We start from the raw sequence: 19,776 nt of genomic DNA, 5'->3' as shown, positions 1-19,776 counted from the left end.
TAACCGGATTCGAGCGGCGTGCGCCCTGCAGAGAGGCAGAAGACACGCACATGGGCACGATCGACGCCGGCAGCCGTCCGTTCGAGCGCGTGCTCGTCGCGAACCGCGGCGAGATCGCGGTGCGCGTCATGCGCACGCTCCGCCGCCTCGGCATCCGCTCGATCGCCGTCTTCTCGGATGCCGATGCCGACGCGCCGCACGTGCGCCTCGCCGACGAGGCCGTGCGCATCGGCCCGGCGCCGGCCGCGCAGAGCTACCTCGACCCCGCCAGACTCGTCGCCGCGGCGCTCGAGACCGGTGCGCAGGCCGTGCACCCCGGCTACGGGTTCCTCTCCGAGCACGCGGGGTTCGCCGCCGCCTGCCGCGACGCCGGCATCGTCTTCATCGGCCCTGGCGACGAGGCGCTCGCTGTCATGGGCGACAAGATCCGCGCGAAGCGGCACGTCGCGGCATCCGGAGTGCCCGTGGTTCCCGGCGTCTCGGACCCGGAGCTCGACGACGCTGCGCTGCTTGCTGCGGGGGAGCGGGTCGGGTTCCCGCTCCTCGTGAAGCCCTCGGCCGGCGGTGGCGGCAAGGGCATGCAGATCGCGCGCGACGCGGGCGAGCTCGCCGAGGCGATCCCGGCCGCCCGTCGCGTGGCCCGCACCTCGTTCGGCGACGACACGCTGCTGCTCGAGCGCCTCATCGAGCGGCCGCGGCACATCGAGGTGCAGGTGCTCGCCGACGGGGCGGGCACCGTCATCCACCTGGGCGAACGCGAGTGCTCGCTGCAGCGCCGCCACCAGAAGGTCGTCGAGGAGGCGCCGTCGCCGCTCCTCGATTCCGCGACGCGTGAGCGCATCGGCCTGGCCGCCTGCGACGCCGCCCGCAGCGTCGCGTACCTCGGTGCTGGCACCGTCGAGTTCCTCGTGTCGGATGTCGCGCCCGACGAGTTCTTCTTCATCGAGATGAACACCCGGCTGCAGGTCGAGCACCCCGTCACCGAACTCGTCACCGGCGTCGACCTCGTCGAACAGCAGTTGCGCATCGCCGCCGGACAGCCGCTGGGCATCGCACAGCACGACGTGCAGCTCACCGGCCACGCCATCGAGGCCCGGGTCTATGCAGAATCGCCCGACCGCGGATTCCTGCCCTCGACGGGCGAGGTGCTCCAGTGGCGGCCGGCGACGGGCGAAGGGGTGCGCGTCGACGCGGGCATCCGCACCGGCCAGCACGTCACGGCCGACTACGACCCGATGCTCGCGAAGGTCATCGCGTACGGCGGCGACCGCGCCGAGGCGCTCGATCGGCTCGACGGGGCGCTCGCCGACACCGTCGTGCTCGGCGTCGACACGAACATCGCGTTCGTCCGGCGCCTGCTCGCGGAGCCCGACGTGCGCGCCGGCGCCCTCGACACGAACCTCATCGACCGGATGCCGCCCGCCACCACCGAGGCGCCGCGACCCGACCAGCTCGCCGCCGCGGCATCCGCCCTGCTCGCGCGCACCGCAGGCGAAGGCCGCGCCCGTGTCTGGGGCGGCCCGCAGGCGTGGACGCACGCGGACACCGCGGGCTGGCGCCTCGGCGTCCACCGCCGGCCGAGCGTGCTGCTCGCCCCGCGCGACGAGCCGTCCGCCGTGGTGACGGCGACCGCAGCGCGATCGGCCGCCGCCCCCACGACCGACACCACGACCGTGCGCATCGCCGACGATGGCGAGATCTGGGTGCACGACCGCCACGGCACGACCGCCTTCGTGCACGTCGACCGCCGTGCCGCGGCGGAAGCCCGTCGAGCGCTCGCCGAGCGCGGCGGCGTCGTCGCGAACCCGGAGCTCCGCGCCCCCATGCCCGGCACGGTCACCGCGGTGTTCGTCGCCGACGGCGACGCCGTCGAGGCGGGCGCCCCGATCATCGCGATCGAGGCCATGAAGATGGAGCACCGCGTCACCGCCACGACCGCCGGAACCGTGCGTCTCGCGGCATCCGTCGGCGACCTGGTTTCGCGCGACCAACCCGTCGCGCGCATCGAGCCTGCGAGCGACATCCGCGACGCAGCATCCGCACCCGAATCCGACCTGCCCGCGACCCGGGGAGAACACGAACAGGAGCCAACGCATGCAGTATGACCTCACCGACGAGGAGCAGCGCCTCTCCGACGACGTCGCCGACTTCGCCGACCGAGTCGTCGCGCCCGCCGCCTACGAGTACGACACGAAGCGCCGCCTGCCGATGGAGATCATCGCGCAGATGGGCGACATGGGCCTGTTCGGCCTGCCCTTCCCGAAGGAGGTCGGCGGCCAGGGAAAGACCTACTTCCAGCTCTGCCTCGCCGTCGAGGCGCTCGGCCGCGTCGACCAGTCGATCGGCGTGACCCTCGAGGCCGGCGTCGGACTCGGCGTGATGCCGATCTACCGGCACGGCACGCCGGCGCAGCAGGCGGAGTACCTGCCCGACCTCGTCTCGGGGCGGGCGCTCGCCGGATTCGGGCTCACCGAGGCCGGCGCGGGCAGCGACGCGGGCGCCACGGCGACCACGGCCGACCTCGTCGGCGACCAGTGGGTCATCAACGGCTCGAAGCAGTTCATCACCAACTCGGGCACGCCGATCACGCGATTCGTGACGATCACGGCCGTGACCGGGCAACGTATCGGGGCCCGCGGCGAGATCAAGCCCGAGCTCTCGACGATCATCGTGCCGAACGACACCCCGGGCTTCACCGTCGAGGCGAGCTACGACAAGGTCGGCTGGCACACCTCCGACACGCACCCGCTGACGCTCCGCGACGTGCGCGTGCCCGCGTCGAACCTGCTCGGCGAGCGCGGACGCGGCTACGCGAACTTCCTGCGCACGCTCAACGAGGGCCGGGTCGCGTTCGCCGCGCTCGCCACGGGCGCCGCGCAGGGCTGCCTCGAAGAGGCACTGCGCTACGCGAACGAGCGCCGCGTGTTCGGCACGAGCATCGGCTCGAACCAGCACATCGCGTTCAAGATCGCGCGCATGCAGGCCCGCGTGCACCAGGCCAGGCTCGCCTGGCACGACGCCGCGCGCAAGCTCGATGCGGGCAAGCCCTTCACGCTCGAGGCATCCATCGCCAAGATGGTGTGCGGGGAGGCGGCCATGGACAACGCGCGCGACGCCACGCAGATCTTCGGCGGCTACGGCTTCATGAACGAGAACGCCGTGGCCCGCCACTACCGTGACTCGAAGATCCTCGAGATCGGCGAGGGCACCACCGAGGTGCAGCTCATGATCATCACCCGCGAGCTCGGCATCGGCGCCGAGCAGCTCGTGCCGACCGCCTAGGAGCAGACGATGACGGATGCCGCGAGCGACGCAGTGCCGGTGCGCGAGGTCGTGCAGCGCGGCCTCTGGTTCGAGGAGTTCGAGGCGGACGTGCGCTACCTGCACCGACCCGGACGCACCGTGACCGAGGCCGACAACGTCCTCTTCACGACGCTGACGATGAACCCGCAACCGCTGCATCTCGACGCGGAGTTCGCCGCCGCGCAGCCGTTCGGGCGCATCCTCGTGAACTCGCTGTTCACGCTCTCGACCCTGGTCGGCCAGTCGGTCGGGCAGCTGACGCTCGGCACGCTCGTCGCGAACCTCGGCTTCGGCGAGGTCGCGTTCCCGAACCCGGTGTTCGTCGGCGACACGCTGTACGGCGAGTCGGTCGTCGAGTCGAAGCGGCTGTCGTCCTCGCGCCCGGGCGAGGGGGTCGTCGTGCTCGCGCACACCGCGCGCAACCAGCACGGCGTCGTGGTCGCGACCGCGTCGCGCACGATGCTGGTCCACACCCGCGAGGCCGGCGAGCGGCGGTCGGCGCATGGGGACGGCGAACGGCGGTCCGACGATCGGGCGAGCGGATGACGCGGCCGTCGTTCCGCTTCGGCCCGGCGCTGTTGTTCTGCCCGGCCGATCGACCAGACCGCTTCGCGAAGGCGCTCGAACGGGCCGACGCGGTGATCCTGGATCTCGAGGACGCGGTCGCCGCCGACGCGAAGGCCGACGCGCGGCGGGCGGTCGCGGCATCCGACCTCGACCCGGAACGCGTGATCGTGCGCGTCAACCCGGCTTCGGTCGATGACTTCGCGCATGACGTCGCCATGCTCGCCGAGACGGCGTATCGCACGGTCATGCTCGCCAAGTGCGAGGGAACGGCCGACCTCGTCTCGCTCGAGCCCTTCGAGGTCATCGCGCTCTGCGAGACGGCGCGCGGCGTGCTCGCGGCGGAGTCCGTCGCGGCGCTGCCGAACGTGGCGGCGCTCATGTGGGGCGCCGAGGACCTCGTCGCCTCGCTCGGGGGATTCTCGAGCCGGCACGACGACGCCCGGTACCGGGGCGTCGCCGTGCACGCCCGCGCGCACGTGCAGCTCGCGGCGGCCGCGCACGGGGTCGCCGCGATCGACACCGTGCACCTGGACATCGCGGACCTCGAGGGGCTCGCCGACGAGGCCCGCGACGCTGCGGCGCTCGGGTTCGCGGCCACCGCCTGCATCCACCCGTCGCAGGTCGACACGGTGCGAGCGGCGTACCGGCCGAGCGCGGAGCAGCTCGAATGGGCGCGGGAGGTGCTCGCGGCGGCGACCGGCGAGCCCGGCGTCTTCGCGTTCCGCGGTCGCATGGTCGATGGGCCGGTGCTGCGCCAGGCGGAGGCCGTGCTGCGACGCGCGGGCTAGCGTTCGGTCCGTTTCGTCCGGATCCGATCCGATGCGCGGTCGGCTCCGAACCACTTCCGAGAATCACCCGTGATCAGCACGATTCGGCCTCCGTTCGGGGGCCAACTCGAAACGATTGGGTAACAGTTCATCGGAAATTCCCGCGGCGGCATCCACAAGCCGTCGGGGGCATCATAGGGTCGTCTCAATCCTGGGGAGGAGGAGAAGGTGGCGAGAAGGCACTTGGCAGGGGGGCGCGATCCGCATCATGCGGCGGTCGCACTCGCAGAACGAGACGCATTCCAGGGCACGGATGCATCGGGGTCGACGATCCTCGACGAGCCGCGCACGGCGGCGCATCGCGCCGAGGTCGTCTCCAGCAACACCTTCTCGGGCCCGATCCTCGTGCCGCTCCGCGCACGCCTCGGCGACACCGACATGAGCGTGCACCGCCTCGCGATCGGCGGCAGCACGTTCGGCTGGACCCTCGGATCCGAAGACGCGTACGCGATCCTCGACCGCTTCGCCGGAACCGGCGGCGACCTCATCGACACGGCCGACAGCTACGCCGCCGGGCGCAGCGAGTCGATCATCGGCGCGTGGATGACCTCGCGCGGCTGCCGCGACCGGATGCACGTCATGACCAAGGTCGGCCGCAATCAAGATCTTCCCGGCCTCGCGCCGCAGACGATCCGCGCCGCCGTCGACGCGAGCCTGCAGCGCCTCGGCACCGACCGCATCGACGTGCTCTACCTGCACGGCGAAGACCCCGACGTCCCCCTCGAGGAGTCGCTCGGCGCCGTGGGCGCACTCGTCGCGGCCGGCAAGGTGCGCGCGGTCGGCGCGAGCGACTTCGGCCCGGAGCGCCTCATCGAGGCCAGGGTGCTCGCCGCCAACGGCCTGCCCAGGTTCCAGACGCTCACCACGCGCTACAGCCTCATGGAGCGGAGCTCGTTCGAGGGCGCGACCGAGCTGGTCGCGCATGCGCAGGGCCTCGCGGTCATGCCGTACTTCGCCCTCGCGAACGGATTCCTCGCCGGCGGCGTTCGACGCCGCAGCGACGTGCGGCACGACGCCCGCGGCGCCCGCGCCGGCGTGCACCTCGGACGACGGGGACTGCGTGTGCTCGCCGCGCTCGACGAGATCTCCGCAACGCACGGCGTCGCACCCGCGACGATCGCGCTGGCCTGGCTGCTGGCACGGCCCACCGTGGTGGCTCCCGTCGTGAGCGCCACGAACGCCGATCAGGTCGACGCGCTCATCGCCGCGGCATCCGTCGAACTGCACCGCTCGGAGCTCGTCGAACTGGACCGAGCCTCGCACTGAGGCGCGCGCCACCACCCACGGCGCGGGCGCGTGGCCTAGGCTTGGGGGGATGAACGGCGCCGTCGACCTTCCTCTCGGCACAGCCGAACTGTCCTTCACCGCTGCCGGTGATGCCCTCGTCAGGCGAACGATCCTGCCGTCGGGCGTTCGCGTGCTCACCGAGCAGGTGCCAGGCAGCCGCAGCGCCACCATCGGCTTCTGGGTCGCCGTGGGTTCGCGCGACGAGACGCCGGCCGACGAGGCGCATCCGGCGACGTTCGGGTCGACGCACTTCCTCGAGCATCTGCTGTTCAAGGGCACGCCGTCACGCACGGCGCTCGACATCGCGATCTCCTTCGACGCGGTCGGCGGCGAGCACAACGCCATGACGGCCAAGGAGTACACCTGCTACTACGCCAAGGTGCAGGACCGCGACCTGCCGATGGCGGTCGAGGTGCTCTCCGACATGTTCACGTCGTCGCTGCTCGATCCGGGCGAGTTCGACAACGAGCGCGGCGTGATCCTCGAAGAGCTGTCGATGGCCGGAGACGATCCAGGCGACGTGGCGAACGAGCGCTTCTTCGAGGCCGTGCTCGGCGACCACCCGCTCGGCCGGCCCATCGGCGGCAGCCCCGACACCATCAATCAGGCCACGCGCGAGGCCGTGTTCGAGCACTACGCGGCGAACTACCGGCCGAACGACCTCGTCGTCACCGCCGCCGGCGCCGTCGACCACGACGAGCTCGTCGCCGCGCTGCAGCGCGCCCTGACCGCCGGCGGGTGGAACCTGACGATCGAGGCGGCGCCCGTCGAGCGGCGCGCGCGCGCCGTGGCCGAGCTCGCGCCGCCGCGCGAGCTCACGGTCGTGCAGCGGCCCCTCGAGCAGGTCAACCTCATGCTCGGGGCGCGCGGCCTCGTAGCGACCGACGAACGCCGCTCCACGATGAGCGTGCTCAACACCGTGTTCGGCTCCGGCATGTCGTCGCGCCTCTTCCAAGAGGTGCGCGAGCGCCGCGGCCTCGCCTACGCCGTGTACTCCTTCGCCCCGTCGTACTCCGACGCCGGCCTGTTCGGCATGTACGCCGGGTGCGCGCCGTCCAAGGCGCCCACCGTCGCCGAGCTCATGCGCGTCGAACTCGACCGGCTCGCGCGCGACGGCATCACGGCCGAAGAGCTGCGCCGGGCGACCGGGCAGCTGGCCGGGGCATCCGCGCTCGCCCTCGAGGACTCCGACACGCGCATGTCGCGCCTCGGCCGTGCCGAGCTCACCCTCGGCGAGTTCGTCGACCTCGACGAAGCGCTCCGCCGCATCGCCGGGGTCACCGCCGAAGACGTGCGCGCCCTCGCGGCCGATCTCGCAGCACAGCCGTTCTCGCTCGTCGCCGTCGGCGCCGGCGAGGAGGCCGACTACGCCGACGCGATCGACCTGCCACCGACATCCGACGCCGCCTAGGCCGGCCGAAACAGCACAGGAAGCCCATCGTGCCCCACCACCTCTACCTCGTCCGCCACGGCGAACAGCTCGACGCCGAACACGGCATGCAGGACGGGCCTCTGTCGCCGCGCGGGCGACGGCAGGCCGAGCTGCTCGGCGAGCGACTCGGCGGCATCCCGTTCGACAACGCCTGGCATTCGCCGCTGCAGCGCGCGACCGAGACCGCCGAGATCATCGCCGCCAAGATGCCGTCGCTCTCGCCCGAGCCGTCGGCCCTGCTCTTCGACTGCATCCCGTCCGGCCCCGCGCCGGCGACCCCCAAGGCCTACGACGCGTTCTTCGGGTCCGTGACCGAGGCCGAGATCGAGGCCGGCACCGCCCAGATGGAAGACGCGGCGGCCGAGTTCCTCCGCTCGCACCGCGACGACCGCCACGACCTGCTCATCACCCATAATTTCGTCATCGGCTGGTTCGTGCGCGAGGCGCTGAGCGCCCCCGACTGGCGCTGGCTCTCGATCAACCAGGCGAACTGCGGCCTCACCGTGCTCACCCAGAAGTCCGGCCGCCCCTGGAACCTCGTCGTGCACAACGACCTCTCGCACCTGCCGTTCGAGCTGCGCACCGGCCTTCCGGAGCCCTTCGCCGTCTGACGCGGCGGCGACGCCCCGTCTCAGCCGAGCAGCCGCTTGGCGAACCAGGTCGTCGCGTTCGGGTTGTCGTTGTAGGGCGCGACCTCGACGAATCCGCTCGAGCGGTAGAGCCCGCCGGCGGCGGCGAGGCTCGCGTTCGTGTCGAGCACGAGCTCCTCGGCGCCGAACTCTCGGGCACGGCGCTCGAGCTCGACGAGCAGCGCGCGGCCGGCGCCGCGGCCGCGCGCGGCATCCGTCAACCAGAGGTGCTTGACCTCGTAGCGCACGAGCCCCGTCGCGGGGTCGGCATCGATGCGCCGGATGCCGCCGCAGCCGATGCCCGTCGTGCCCGCGGCATCCGACCCGCTGCCGTGGTCGTGCTCGGCGGGATCGGCGTGCTCGGCGTGCTCGGCGTCGACGATGAGGAACACGCCGTCGGGCGGCGTGAACGCAGCATCGACGGGAAAGGTCGGACGGTACTCGCCCTGCTCGGCGGGGAACCCGGCTGCACGCTCGGCGAAATACGCGGTGAGCATGCCGTTGGCCTCTGGGCCGCTGACCGGCACCGCTCGGAACTGCATGCGGCCCAGCCTAATCGGCGCTTGGTAGGCTGAAGCACGTGACGATACGGGTCGCCGTGGCCGGGGCCACGGGCAAAATGGGCAAGCTGGCACTCGCACTCGTCGAGGCCGCAGAAGACCTCGAACTGCATGCGGCGCTGTCGTCGACGTCCGAGCTCGACGAGATGCTCGGAGCCGACGTCGTGCTCGACGTCACGCACCCCGCCGCGAGCGCGGGCATCGTCGAATTCGCCGCGGGCGCCGGCATCCCGATCGTCGTCGGCACCTCTGGCTGGTCGTCCGACCGCATCGCCGACATCGAGCGCTTCGTGCGCGGCCACGACGAGGCCGGCGCGGTGCTGTTCATCCCGAACTTCTCCATCGGCAGCACGCTCGGCACCGCGTTCGCGGCGCTCGCGGCGCCCTGGTTCGACTCCATCGAGATCGTCGAGGCGCACCACGCCGGCAAGGTCGACTCGCCCTCCGGCACGGCGGTGCGCACGGCCGAGCTCATCGGCGAGGCGCGCGCCGCTGCGGGGCCCGTCGGTGCCCCCCACGCCGACCAGCGTGCTCGCGGCCAGCTCGTCTCCGGCGTTCCGGTGCACAGCCTGCGCATGTCGGGCCTGCTCGCCGAGCAGCGCGTCGTGCTCGGCGGCGACGGCGAGACGCTCACGATCGCGCACTCGACGCTCTCGCCGAGCTCCTACGAGGCCGGCATCCTGCTGGCACTCCGCCGGGCGCCAGAGTCGACCGGCGTGACCGTCGGCCTCGGCGTGCTGCTCGGGCTCGACCTGCCCGGCGCGACGGTTCCGGCCGCTGCCGCCGCGGTCGCAGAGTGACCGCCTCCGCGGCGTGGCGCGTCGCATGAGCGCGAAGGTCGGCGCCATCTCGATGGCCGTACTGCTCGCCGTGTACGTCGCCCTCGTCGGATGGCGGGCCGTGCAGTTCGCCGCGACCGGCGAACCCGTCGCGATCGGCATCGGTATCGCCCTGATCGTGCTCCCGATCATCGCCGCGTGGGCGATCTGGCGCGAACTCTCGTTCGGCATCCGCTCGCAGCGGCTCGTGAAGCGCCTCGAGGCCGAGGGCGCGACCGATCTCGGCATCGACACCACGGCGAGCGGCCGGGCCGTGCGCGCATCGGCCGACGCCGAGTTCGACCGGTTCCGCGCCGAGGCGGAGGCCGAGCCCGACTCCTGGCGGGCGTGGATGCGCCTCGGCATGGCGTACGACGCGGCAGGCGACCGCCGGCGTGCGCGTCAGGCCGTGCGGCGGGCTATCGAGCTCGAGCGGGCGAGCTGAGCATCGCCTCGATCGCGGACTCCACGGTCTCGTGGGCGAACGCGAACCCGTCGTCGACGAGTCGGTGCGGAACGACCTTCGCGCTCGCGAGCAGCAGGTCGTCGGCGGCCTGACCCAACGCCGCCTCGAGCACGCGCTCGGGCACCGCGAGCGAATACGGCCGATGCATCTGCTGCGCCATCGCGCTCATCACGCGATCGGCCGTCGCCGGGGTCGGTCCGACGATGTTGACGGGCCCGACGAGCGGCGAGTCGAGCAGGTGCATGATCGCCGCCACCTCGTCGTCGAGCGCGATCCACGGCCAGTGCTGGCCACCGGTGCCGAGCCGCGCCGAGACGCCGAGCTTCGTGAGCAGGCCGACCGGCTTCATCGCGCCGCCGCGCCCGATCACGAGACCGGTGCGCAGGTTCACGGTGCGCGTCTCGTGCGGGGCGAGTGCGGCCGCCTTCTCCCAGCGCGCCACGATGTCGGCGAGGAACCCGTTGCCGGCGGGAGCCGCCTCGGTGAGCAGTTCGCCCGGCCGGTTGCCGTAGTAGCCGACGGCCGATCCGCTGAGGAACACCGCGGGGGGAGTGCGCGCCTTTCGCATCGCATCGGCGAGGGTGCGCGTGGCGCTCACGCGCGACTCGAGGATCTCGCCGCGGTATGACTTCGTCCATGGCAGGTGCGAGAGCGAGGCGCCGGACAGGTTGATCACGGCGTCGACGCGATCCATGATCGTGAAGTCGATGATGCCCGCCGCGGGCGACCAGGTCACCTCCTCGGGCGACTCCGTTCGCCGGCGCACGAGGCGCATGACCTCGTGCCCCGCCGCGGCGAGGCGTTCGACGAGTGTCGTGCCGATGAAGCCGGACGCGCCGGCGATGAGCACGCGCACGTCAGGCGAGTTCGGCTTCGATCGTGATCGGGATGCCCGCGAGGGCCTGGGAGATCGGGCAGTTCGCCTTCGCGTCCTCGGCGAAGGTCTCGAACTCCGATTCGGTGAGGCCGGGAACCCGTGCGCTCACGAGCAGGTGGCTGCCGAGCACGCCGCGACCGGCCTCGAACGTGACCGCCGCGGTCGTCTGGATCGACTCGGGTGCGTGCCCGGCGCCGGTCAGCGCGTGCGCGAGCGCCATCGAGTAGCAGGCCGAATGCGCCGCACCGAGCAGCTCCTCGGGATTCGTGGTGCCGGCCTCGCCCGCGGAGCGTGCCCGCCAGTTCACGGGGAACTCGGCAACCCCGGAGGAATCGAGCTTCGTCGTGCCCGAGCCTTCGGTGAGGGTGCCGGTCCAGACGGTGGTCGATTCACTCGTGACGGCCATGGGTCCTCCTCGTCGAGCCGGAACCCTCAGCCTAACCCGCAGGGGTGTCGAGCGGCAGGCCTCCGCCGCGCGGATGTCAGGCGCGCTGCACGATCCGTGCGCGCACGAGCAGCAGGTAGATCTGGCAGCCGAGGCAGTAGTCGAAGACCGCGTTCAGGAACGCCGCGATGAAGGCGAAGCCGGCCGCGATCGCCACGGCGTACTCGACGCCGAGGAGCCCCAGCACGACGCCGACGATCGTCACGATGAAGCCCACGAGCTGGGCGAACGTCGGCGGACGCGGGTCCTCGAGCTCGCTCGGCGGGGCGAGGCGGGGCCGCACGAATGTGCGGTAGATCGCGCCGAACGGATGCCGCTTCACGCCGGCGACCGCGCCCCAGAGGAAGATCGCGGAGAGTACGGTGAGCAGCGCCCATGCGGCGACGGTCGCGCCGGCGACCGAGAGCACGACGACCGCCAGCAGGAGCACGGCCGTGATCGCCGCCGAGAACCGCGGTGCGCGGGGATCGATGCCGGCGGGCGCCCCGGTGGTGGTGCGGGTGCCGGTGCCGGTGCCGGTGGCGGATTCGACGGATTCAGGATGCGACATGGGGACTCCGGGTGATGGTCTCGAGGTGGGTGCGGACGGCCGCCAGGCGGGGGACTCCGCCGATGCGCGCGGTCGTGGTGCCGTCGGCGCGGAGGATCAGCGTCGTCGGCGTCTGCCGGACGTGGAACCGGTCGGCGAGGTCGGCGCGGTGCGTGAGGTCGATCTCGATGTGCCGCACTCCCTCGTACCCGTCGGCGACCGCGGTGAGCTGACGCGCCGTCGACGGGCAGCGGCTGCAGAACTCCGTCGAGAACTGCACGAGCGTGGCGGCGGCGCCGAGGTCGGCGTCGTCGAGCCCGAGGGCGGCGGCCGACGAGCTGCGCGTGGCCGCGGCATCCGTCTTCGTCGCCCTGACCCGACCGGTGCGGGCCCGCCAGACGAGGCCGACGACGGTCGCGATCGCCGGCAGCCCGAGGCCCACGATGAGCGCTGCCTGCCAGTCCATGCGCCAAGGGTACGAGCGCCCCGGAACGGCGGGTCGAGTGTGACGACGGATGACGCGTCGACCCGCCGTGCGCACGGGCGCCGCCGCGCGGCATCCGCACCCACGCCGTGCGCGAAATCGGACTCGATGTCGGCCGGGCGGGATAGCATCGATGCGATGTCCGAGACGATCAGCACCCCGTACGAAGACCTCCTGCGCGACGTGCTCGAGCACGGCACGCGCAAGACCGACCGCACCGGCACGGGCACCACGAGCGTGTTCGGGCGCCAGTTGCGGTTCGACCTCGCCGAGGGGTTCCCACTCGTGACGACCAAGCGCGTGCACTTCAAGTCGATCGCCTACGAACTGCTCTGGTTCCTCCGCGGCGAGTCCAACGTCGGCTGGCTGCGCGAGAACGGCGTCACCATCTGGGACGAATGGGCCGACGCCGACGGCGAGCTCGGTCCCGTCTACGGCGTGCAGTGGCGCTCGTGGCCCATGGCCAACGGCGAGACGATCGACCAGATCTCCGAGGTCGTCGACCAGATCCGCCGCAACCCCGACTCGCGGCGCCTCATCGTCTCCGCCTGGAATCCCGCCGACATCCCCGACATGGCCCTCGCACCCTGCCACGCGGTGTTCCAGTTCTACGTGGCCGACGGCAAGCTGAGCTGCCAGCTCTACCAGCGCAGCGCCGACATGTTCCTCGGCGTGCCCTTCAACATCGCGTCCTACGCGCTGCTCACCCACATGGTCGCCGCGCAGACCGGACTCGAGGTCGGCGACTTCGTCTGGACCGGCGGCGACTGCCACATCTACGACAACCACGTCGAGCAGGTGCGCACGCAGCTCGAACGCGAGCCGTTCCCGGCCCCCACGCTCAGGCTCACCCGCAGGCCCGACTCGATCTTCGACTACGAGTACGACGACTTCGCGGTCGAGGGCTACCAGCACCACCCCGCGATCCGCGGCGCCGTCGCCGTATGAGTGCGGATGCCGCGGGCCGGCCGCTTCCGGCCGACGCGGCCCGCGAGGCTCGCCCGGCCCGCCGCCGCGTCGATGCGCGCCCCGCGATCGGGCTCGTCTGGGCCGAGGCCGAGGGCGGCGTCATCGGTCGCGACGGCGGCATGCCGTGGCACGTGCCAGAAGACCTCGCGCACTTCAAGGCCGTCACACTCGGTGCCCCGGTCGTCATGGGCCGCAAGACCTGGGACTCCCTGAACCCGCGGTTCCGACCACTGCCGGGGCGGCGCAACGTCGTCGTGACCCGCCAGGCCGGCTGGGCCGTCGAAGGGGCGGATGCCGCAGCTTCCGTCGACGAGGCCCTCGCCCTCGTCGGCGACGTCGACCGGGTCTGGGTCATCGGCGGATCCGAGCTGTTCGGCTCGACCCTCGCCCTCGCCGATCGGCTCGAGGTCACCGAGCTGCGGCACGCCGACGGCGCCTTCCGCCCTGCTGACGGCGACGTGCTCGCGCCGCCCGTCGGGCCCGAGTTCGAGCCGACGCGCGGCGACGAGCACACCTCGGCGAGCGGCATCCGCTACCGCTTCGTCACCTACCGCCGCCCCTGACGCGGGCCCGCCCGAAGGCCGGCGGCCCAGCCCGCCACCGCACTCCGATCCTGCCCAACACTGCGGATATACGATCCGGCACGCCGCCAAACGCGCCGCAGGCAGGGCGAGCCCGATCGTATATCCGCCGAATCGAACCCGTCCTCCCCGGCTGGCCCGGAGCTCCGCGATTCCGGCTCCCGACGCGGATGCCCGTCTCGCGCTGATCGCCCAGTCCAGCCTGTCGCTGTGAGAAGTCCGCGGTGGACCCCCGGCGAGATCGGCCGACTGGCTCGCGAGCTCGGCGGCGTGGTCCGCCGTGGCGATGTCGCGCAGCTCGGTCTCGATGTGCGAGCGCTGCGACGCGCCGTCGTGACCGGCGAGGTGATCCGGGTCAGGTCCGGCCTCTATGCGAGCGCAGACCTGCCGTCCTCGACGAGGACGGCCCTTCGGCACGGGGGAGTCCTGGCCTGCGTGTCGGTGGCACGACTCCGCGGCCTCTGGGTGCTGCCGCTCGATTCGACCGTGCACGTCTCGCTCCCGCCGAACGGCCACGCGCGCGAGCACGCTCGCTGCGCGTGCGTGCAGCACTGGAACGCCCTCCCGACTCCAACTGCGACCGAGGTGTCCCTCGTCGACGCCCTCCTCCAGATTCGCGGATGCCTCGGGGACGACGCCTTCTTCGCAACGCTCGAGTCGGCGCTCCACGTCGGAGCGCTCGACGTCGGAGCACGGAACGAGTTGCGAGCCCGGATCACCGAATCGGCACGCTGGCTCGTCGACCTCGCCGGCACCGACGCCGAGAGCGGCCTCGAATCATTGCTCCGCATCCGGCTGCACCGATTGGGCTTGGCACTTCGCACGCAAGTCGAGGTTCCCGGTGTCGGACGGGTCGACTTCGTACTCGGCGACCGGCTGATCCTGGAGGTCGACGGTCGGGCGGGGCACGACACTCCCGATGACCGTCACCGAGACCGCCTGCGCGATGCCGTGGCGACGGCCCACGGCTTCACGACGCTCCGATTCGACTACGCGCTCGTCGTGCACGACTGGACGCTGGTCGAACAGGCGATCCTCGCTGCCGTCGGCCGGAGCGCTCACCTCGATCCGTGGGCCGAGCGCGTGCGCATGGCCTGAGCCGACAGCAGGGCGTATTCAACGCCCGCGCATGTCCAGAACGGCGGATATACGATCCGGCTCACCGCGTGGATCGGGCGGCGCACGGCGCGGCGGATCGTATATCCGCCAGGATGAACGCAGGCGACGGCGCCCCGCGGCATCCGCTCGACCCGATAGCCTTGACTGCGTGACTCAGGAAAACCCCTTCGGACAGGTACTCGTCGCGCTCGTCACCCCGTTCACGGCTGACGGCGAGGTCGATTGGCCCGGGGTCGAGAAGCACATCGATCACCTGATCGAAGGCGGCGCCGACGGCATCGTCGTCACGGGCACCACCGGCGAGACCAGCACGCTCACCGACCCGGAGAAGATCCGCCTCGTCGAGGTCGGCAAAGACGTCGCGGCGGGTCGCGCGAAGATCATCACGGGCGGTGGCTCGAACGAGACCGCGCACGCGATCGAGCTCTACAAGCACTCCGAGCAGGCCGGCGCCGACGGCATCATGATCGTCACGCCGTACTACAACAAGCCGACGCAGGCGGGCATCCTCACGCACTTCCGCATGGTCGCCGACGCGACCGACCTGCCGGTCATCCTCTACGACATCCCGGGCCGAACGGGCGTTCCGATCAAGTACGAGACGATCCTGCGCCTCGCCAAGCACCCGAACATCCTCGCCGTGAAAGACGCCAAGGGCGACTTCAGCGAGGTCAGCCGGGTGCTGAACCAGACCGACCTCATGTACTTCTCGGGAGACGACGCGAACGCGCTGCCGCACCTCTCGATCGGTGCGACCGGGCTCATCGGCGTCACCGCGAACATCGCGCCGGCGCCGTACCGCACCATCGTCGACGCCGTGAACCGCGGCGACCTGGCGACTGCGACCGCCGCGCACCAGCAGCTCGAGCCGCTCGTGCGCGCCGTCATGACGCACGTGCCGGGCACCGTCGCGGCGAAGTACATCCTCCACGGCCTCGGCCGCATCGGCAGCCCGCGCGTGCGCCTGCCCCTCGTCGGCCCCGAGGAGTGGGAGGCCGCCCTCATCGAAGACGAGATCGACCACGTGCGCGGCATCGCCGGCGTCGACTTCCGAAACTTCCGACCCGACCGCAACGCCGCCGCCGGCGGAGCGCTGCCGAAGGTCGCAGGCACCACCCGTTAGACCTGCGGATGTCGCGACGCACGCCCGTGCGAGACATCCGCCCCGAGACATCCGCGGCCCCGAGGGTCGCACCGAACTGAACACCGAAATCTGAAGGAGGGCCCATGCCCGATTCCATCATCGAACCTGCCCCGCTGACCCCCGGAACGCTTCGCATCATTCCGATCGGCGGCCTCGGCGAGGTCGGCCGCAACATGACGAGCTACGAGATCGACGGCAAGATCCTCATCGTCGACTGCGGCGTGCTCTTCCCTGAAGAGCACCAGCCGGGCGTCGACCTGATCCTGCCCGACTTCGGGTTCCTGCGCGACCGCATCGACGACATCGTCGGAGTGGTGCTCACCCACGGCCACGAAGACCACATCGGCGGCGTGCCGTACCTGCTGCGCCTGCGCGCCGACATCCCCCTGATCGGCTCGCAGCTGACCCTCGCGCTCGTCGAGGCGAAGCTCAAGGAGCACCGCATCAAGCCGTACAGCCTCACGGTGAAGGAGGGTCAAGACGAGGAGATCGGCCCGTTCGACCTCGAGTTCATCGCGGTCAACCACTCGATCCCCGACGCGCTCGCCGTCGCGATCCACACCGACGCCGGCACCGTGCTCGCCACGGGCGACTTCAAGATGGACCAGCTGCCGCTCGACGGACGCCTCACCGACCTGCGCGAGTTCGCCCGCCTCGGCGAGGAGGGCGTCGACCTGTTCATGGTCGATTCCACCAACGCGGATGTCCCGGGCTTCACGCCGCTCGAGCGCACGATCGGCCCCGTGCTCGACGAGGTCATCGCCCGTGCTCCGCGCCGGGTCATCGTGGCGAGCTTCTCGAGCCACGTGCACCGCGTGCAGCAGGTGCTCGATGCGGCGCACCAGAACGGCCGTCGCGTGGCCCTGCTCGGCCGCAGCATGGTGCGCAACATGACCATCGCCGCAGACCTGGGGTACCTCAACGTGCCGGCGGGCGTGCTCGTCGACTACAAGAAGGCCGGCGACATCCCCGACGACAAGATCGTCTACATGTCGACGGGTTCGCAGGGCGAGCCGATGGCGGTGCTGAGCCGCATGGCCAACCGCGACCACCAGATCGAGGTCGGCGAGGGCGACACCGTGATCCTCGCGTCGAGCCTGATCCCGGGCAACGAGAACGCGGTGTACCGCGTGATCGACGGCCTCACGAAGCTCGGCGCCAACGTGGTGCACAAGGGCAACGCGAAGGTGCACGTCTCCGGCCACGCGGCCGCGGGCGAGCTGCTCTACTGCTACAACATCCTGAAGCCGAAGAACGTGCTGCCGATCCACGGCGAGTACCGGCACCTGTTCGCGAACGCGAAGCTCGCCCGCGACACCGGCATCCCCGAGCGCAACACGTTCATCGGCGAGAACGGCACGGTCTACGACCTGCTCGACGGCGAGATGAAGGTGGCGGGCCAGCTCGACCTCGGCTTCGTCTACGTCGACGGCTCGACGGTCGGGGAGATCACCGACGCCGACCTGAAGGACCGTCGCATCCTCGGCGAAGAGGGCTTCATCTCGGTCATCATCGTGGTCGACGCCTCGACGGGGCGCATCATCGTCGGGCCCGAGATCCATGCGCGCGGGTTCGCCGAAGACGACTCGGTGTTCGAAGAGGTGAAGCCGAGGATCTCGGCGGCGCTCCTCGAGGCCGCGCAGAGCGGCGTGCGGGATTCGCACGCGCTGCAGCAGATCGTGCGTCGCACGGTCGGCACGTGGGTGAACCGTCGCCTGCGTCGTCGTCCGATGCTCGTGCCGCTCGTCATCGAGGCGTAGTCGAGCAGGTCGGCATCGCCGGTTCTCAGGGGCGGGTCGGGACATCCCCGACCCGCCCCTGAATCATCCCCGAGGCGGATTCCGCCTGCGGCATGCACGCCGGTAGCGTTGGGCGACCCGTTCGAACCCTACCGATGGAGGCGCAGCCGTGGGTGTCTGGCGCAAGTGGATCTTCCCGATCGTCCGAGTGGTGCTGGTGGCGGCGATCGCCGTCGCCCTGGTGAAGCTCGCGTTCTTCCCCGACGCCCCGCAGGCCGATGCCGCGCTGCAGCCGACGGGCACGATCTCGGAGCCGCAGGTCGAGGTGGCCCGCGCATCGATCCGCAACGACGTGGTGCTCGCGGGCACGGTGTCGCCCGATCCGGCCGTCACGATCAAGGCGACGGCGAACGGCACGGTCGACGAGGTGTTCGTCAAGCCCGGCCAGGTGATCGGCGAGGGCGACCTGCTCTTCGACATCAAGGTCGTCGACGAGCCGGTCGAGACGACGACGGTCGGCCCAGACGGGGTGCCGATGGTCTCGCTCGGCCAGCCGGGCCACCACTTCGAGCAGGTGTTCGCACCGATCTCGGGCGTGCTGACGGGCTTCGAGGTGCTCTCGGAGCAGCCGATGGCGGTCGGCGAGGCCGCCGGAAAGGTCGCTCCGCCGTCGTTCCAGGTCACGGCGCCGCTGAGCCCCGAGCAGCAGTACCGGCTCACGCAGCTGCCGGCCGAGGCCGAGGTCGTGATCGCTGGCGGCCCGGCGCCGTTCACGTGCGCCGGGCTCTCGATCTCGGCGACGGATGCCGCGGCCGCGGGCGATGCCGACACCGCGGCCGACTCGGCCGGCACGGCCGCCGGGGCGACGGTGCGGTGCGCGGTGCCCGCCGATGTGCAGGTCTTCTCCGGGCTCACGGCGCAGGTGACGATCGCCGCCGGAAGCGCCGACGACGTGCTCTCGGTGCCGACGACGGCCGTCGAGGGCGGTGCGGAGACCGGCGTCGTGTGGCTCGTGGGCGACGACGGCGAGGGCGCGGAGCACCCGGTGACGCTGGGGCTGACCGATGGCGTGAACGTGCAGATCGTCGACGGGCTCGCCGAGGGCGACGCCGTGCTGCAGTTCGTGCCGGGTGCGCCGGCCCAGCCCGACTGCGAGATGGACCCGGCGGCGTGCGCGGGCATGGTCATGGGGGCCGCCAAGTGACGTTGATCACGCTCGAGGGCGTCGGTCGCACGGTCGAGCTTCCCGATGCGCCGCCGCTCGAGATCCTCTCGGCGGTCGATCTCGTCATCGACGACGGCGATCGCGTGTCGGTCGTCGGGCGCTCGGGGTCGGGCAAGTCGACGCTGTTGAACCTGCTGGGCCTCCTCGACCGGCCGACGCACGGCGAGATCCGCTTCGACGGGGCCGACGCGCGACGCCTGTCCGACGGTCGGCTCGCCCGGCTCCGCGGCGCGTCGATCGGCTTCGTGTTCCAGCAGTTCAACCTGCTGCCGGGCCGCACCGCGATCGAGAACGTCATGACCCCGCTCCTCTACGACCGGGGTGCGGCGTTCTGGCGGCGCGAGCGACTGGCCACGGCCATGCTCGAGCGCGTCGGCCTCGGCGCGCGACTGACGTCGATGCCCGATCGCATGTCGGGCGGCGAGCAGCAGCGCGTCGCGATCGCGCGGGCGCTCGTGCGGCGTCCGAGGCTCATCCTCGCCGATGAGCCGACGGGCGCACTCGACCTCGAGACCGGCGCGACCGTCATGGAGCTCATGGAGGAGGTCGCGCGCGAGACGGGTGCGGCGCTTGTGACGATCACGCACGATCCGGCGATCGCGCGGCGAGCGGTGCGCCACCTGCGACTCGACGCGGGCCGGCTGCTGCCGCTCGACGACGTCGACCCGGTCGCGCACGACGGAATCTCGGATGTCTCGGGCGCCGCGCCCGCGGCATCCGCGACCGCATCGGCACGCGAGCCCCAGCCAGAGGGGGCGAGCGCATGATGTCGTTC

At 71.5% G+C, this 19,776-nt stretch carries 21 protein-coding genes; 16 read left to right on the top strand and 5 right to left on the bottom strand.

Annotation, left to right across the window (positions count from 1 at the left end; all coding sequences use genetic code 11):
• Positions 1-50: 50 nt before the first annotated feature.
• The 7 genes from ASE68_RS12285 (at position 51) to ASE68_RS12255 (ending at position 8,027) form a co-directional block, all read left to right on the top strand.
• A complete protein-coding gene (locus ASE68_RS12285; RefSeq protein ID WP_055858951.1) occupies positions 51-2,105 on the top strand; it encodes a biotin carboxylase N-terminal domain-containing protein in 2,055 nt (684 codons plus the stop codon).
• Complete coding sequence (locus ASE68_RS12280; protein ID WP_055858948.1) at positions 2,095-3,282, top strand: acyl-CoA dehydrogenase family protein; 1,188 nt, start codon at positions 2,095-2,097, stop codon at positions 3,280-3,282. The genes ASE68_RS12285 and ASE68_RS12280 overlap by 11 nt, the downstream gene beginning before the upstream one ends.
• Positions 3,283-3,291: 9 nt before the next feature.
• Complete coding sequence (locus ASE68_RS12275) at positions 3,292-3,849, top strand: MaoC family dehydratase (RefSeq protein WP_055858946.1); 558 nt, start codon at positions 3,292-3,294, stop codon at positions 3,847-3,849.
• Positions 3,846-4,658: a CoA ester lyase gene (locus ASE68_RS12270; RefSeq protein ID WP_055858943.1), complete on the top strand. Its 813-nt coding sequence runs from the start codon at positions 3,846-3,848 to the stop codon at positions 4,656-4,658. The genes ASE68_RS12275 and ASE68_RS12270 overlap by 4 nt, the downstream gene beginning before the upstream one ends.
• 207 nt (positions 4,659-4,865) lie before the next feature.
• The gene (locus ASE68_RS12265) at positions 4,866-5,963 is read left to right on the top strand and encodes an aldo/keto reductase (RefSeq protein WP_235480850.1); all 1,098 of its coding nucleotides are present in this window, start codon (positions 4,866-4,868) and stop codon (positions 5,961-5,963) included.
• 49 nt (positions 5,964-6,012) lie between these two features.
• Positions 6,013-7,395 carry a pitrilysin family protein gene (locus tag ASE68_RS12260; RefSeq protein ID WP_055858939.1) on the top strand — a complete coding sequence of 461 codons (1,383 nt, stop codon included), beginning with the start codon at positions 6,013-6,015 and terminating at the stop codon, positions 7,393-7,395.
• Between the two features lie 29 nt (positions 7,396-7,424).
• The gene (locus tag ASE68_RS12255; protein ID WP_055858936.1) at positions 7,425-8,027 is read left to right on the top strand and encodes a histidine phosphatase family protein; all 603 of its coding nucleotides are present in this window, start codon (positions 7,425-7,427) and stop codon (positions 8,025-8,027) included.
• A 20-nt stretch (positions 8,028-8,047) separates the two neighbouring features.
• On the opposite strand, the gene ASE68_RS12250 is transcribed toward ASE68_RS12255, so the two are convergent.
• A complete protein-coding gene (locus ASE68_RS12250; RefSeq protein ID WP_055858934.1) occupies positions 8,048-8,587 on the bottom strand; it encodes a GNAT family N-acetyltransferase in 540 nt (179 codons plus the stop codon).
• A gap of 38 nt (positions 8,588-8,625) precedes the next feature.
• Between ASE68_RS12250 and dapB the strand changes: the two genes are divergently transcribed.
• Together dapB and ASE68_RS12240 are read left to right on the top strand one after the other, a co-directional pair.
• The gene (gene dapB / locus ASE68_RS12245) at positions 8,626-9,405 is read left to right on the top strand and encodes a 4-hydroxy-tetrahydrodipicolinate reductase (protein ID WP_055858931.1); all 780 of its coding nucleotides are present in this window, start codon (positions 8,626-8,628) and stop codon (positions 9,403-9,405) included.
• Positions 9,406-9,430: 25 nt separating this feature from the next.
• On the top strand, positions 9,431-9,868 hold the full coding sequence (locus ASE68_RS12240; RefSeq protein WP_055858928.1) for a hypothetical protein: 438 nt from the start codon (positions 9,431-9,433) through the stop codon (positions 9,866-9,868).
• Here the strand turns inward: ASE68_RS12240 and ASE68_RS12235 are convergent.
• From ASE68_RS12235 to ASE68_RS12220, 4 genes are all read right to left on the bottom strand, one after another.
• On the bottom strand, positions 9,843-10,745 hold the full coding sequence (locus tag ASE68_RS12235) for a TIGR01777 family oxidoreductase (protein WP_055858925.1): 903 nt from the start codon (positions 10,743-10,745) through the stop codon (positions 9,843-9,845). The two genes, ASE68_RS12240 and ASE68_RS12235, sit on opposite strands and share 26 nt — an antisense overlap.
• Before the next feature lies 1 nt (position 10,746).
• On the bottom strand, positions 10,747-11,172 hold the full coding sequence (locus ASE68_RS12230) for an OsmC family peroxiredoxin (protein ID WP_055858922.1): 426 nt from the start codon (positions 11,170-11,172) through the stop codon (positions 10,747-10,749).
• A 76-nt stretch (positions 11,173-11,248) separates the two neighbouring features.
• Entirely contained in the window at positions 11,249-11,761 is a 513-nt protein-coding gene (locus ASE68_RS12225; RefSeq protein WP_082462215.1) for a DUF4395 domain-containing protein, read from the bottom strand.
• Positions 11,748-12,206, bottom strand: a complete 459-nt coding sequence (locus ASE68_RS12220; RefSeq protein WP_055858921.1) for a thioredoxin family protein — start codon at positions 12,204-12,206, stop codon at positions 11,748-11,750. Before ASE68_RS12220 ends, ASE68_RS12225 begins: the two co-directional genes overlap by 14 nt.
• Before the next feature lie 156 nt (positions 12,207-12,362).
• On the opposite strand from ASE68_RS12220, the gene ASE68_RS12215 reads away from it, so the two are divergent.
• The 7 genes from ASE68_RS12215 (at position 12,363) to ASE68_RS12185 (ending at position 19,768) form a co-directional block, all read left to right on the top strand.
• Positions 12,363-13,172: a thymidylate synthase gene (locus ASE68_RS12215; RefSeq protein ID WP_055858918.1), complete on the top strand. Its 810-nt coding sequence runs from the start codon at positions 12,363-12,365 to the stop codon at positions 13,170-13,172.
• A complete protein-coding gene (locus ASE68_RS12210) occupies positions 13,169-13,756 on the top strand; it encodes a dihydrofolate reductase (protein ID WP_082462214.1) in 588 nt (195 codons plus the stop codon). Before ASE68_RS12215 ends, ASE68_RS12210 begins: the two co-directional genes overlap by 4 nt.
• A 228-nt stretch (positions 13,757-13,984) precedes the next feature.
• Positions 13,985-14,872 carry a type IV toxin-antitoxin system AbiEi family antitoxin domain-containing protein gene (locus tag ASE68_RS12205; RefSeq protein WP_157421630.1) on the top strand — a complete coding sequence of 296 codons (888 nt, stop codon included), beginning with the start codon at positions 13,985-13,987 and terminating at the stop codon, positions 14,870-14,872.
• Between the two features lie 169 nt (positions 14,873-15,041).
• Positions 15,042-16,016 carry a 4-hydroxy-tetrahydrodipicolinate synthase gene (dapA, locus tag ASE68_RS12200; RefSeq protein WP_055858911.1) on the top strand — a complete coding sequence of 325 codons (975 nt, stop codon included), beginning with the start codon at positions 15,042-15,044 and terminating at the stop codon, positions 16,014-16,016.
• A gap of 104 nt (positions 16,017-16,120) precedes the next feature.
• A complete protein-coding gene (locus ASE68_RS12195; protein WP_055858908.1) occupies positions 16,121-17,797 on the top strand; it encodes a ribonuclease J in 1,677 nt (558 codons plus the stop codon).
• Between the two features lie 148 nt (positions 17,798-17,945).
• Entirely contained in the window at positions 17,946-18,980 is a 1,035-nt protein-coding gene (locus ASE68_RS12190) for a hypothetical protein (RefSeq protein WP_055858904.1), read from the top strand.
• On the top strand, positions 18,977-19,768 hold the full coding sequence (locus tag ASE68_RS12185; RefSeq protein WP_082462213.1) for an ABC transporter ATP-binding protein: 792 nt from the start codon (positions 18,977-18,979) through the stop codon (positions 19,766-19,768). The genes ASE68_RS12190 and ASE68_RS12185 overlap by 4 nt, the downstream gene beginning before the upstream one ends.
• Positions 19,769-19,776: the final 8 nt, after the last annotated feature.

The organism is Agromyces sp. Leaf222 (genome assembly GCF_001421565.1).
Taxonomy (GTDB): Bacteria; Actinomycetota; Actinomycetes; order Actinomycetales; family Microbacteriaceae; genus Agromyces.
This window is presented reverse-complemented; position numbering and strand designations above follow the sequence as displayed.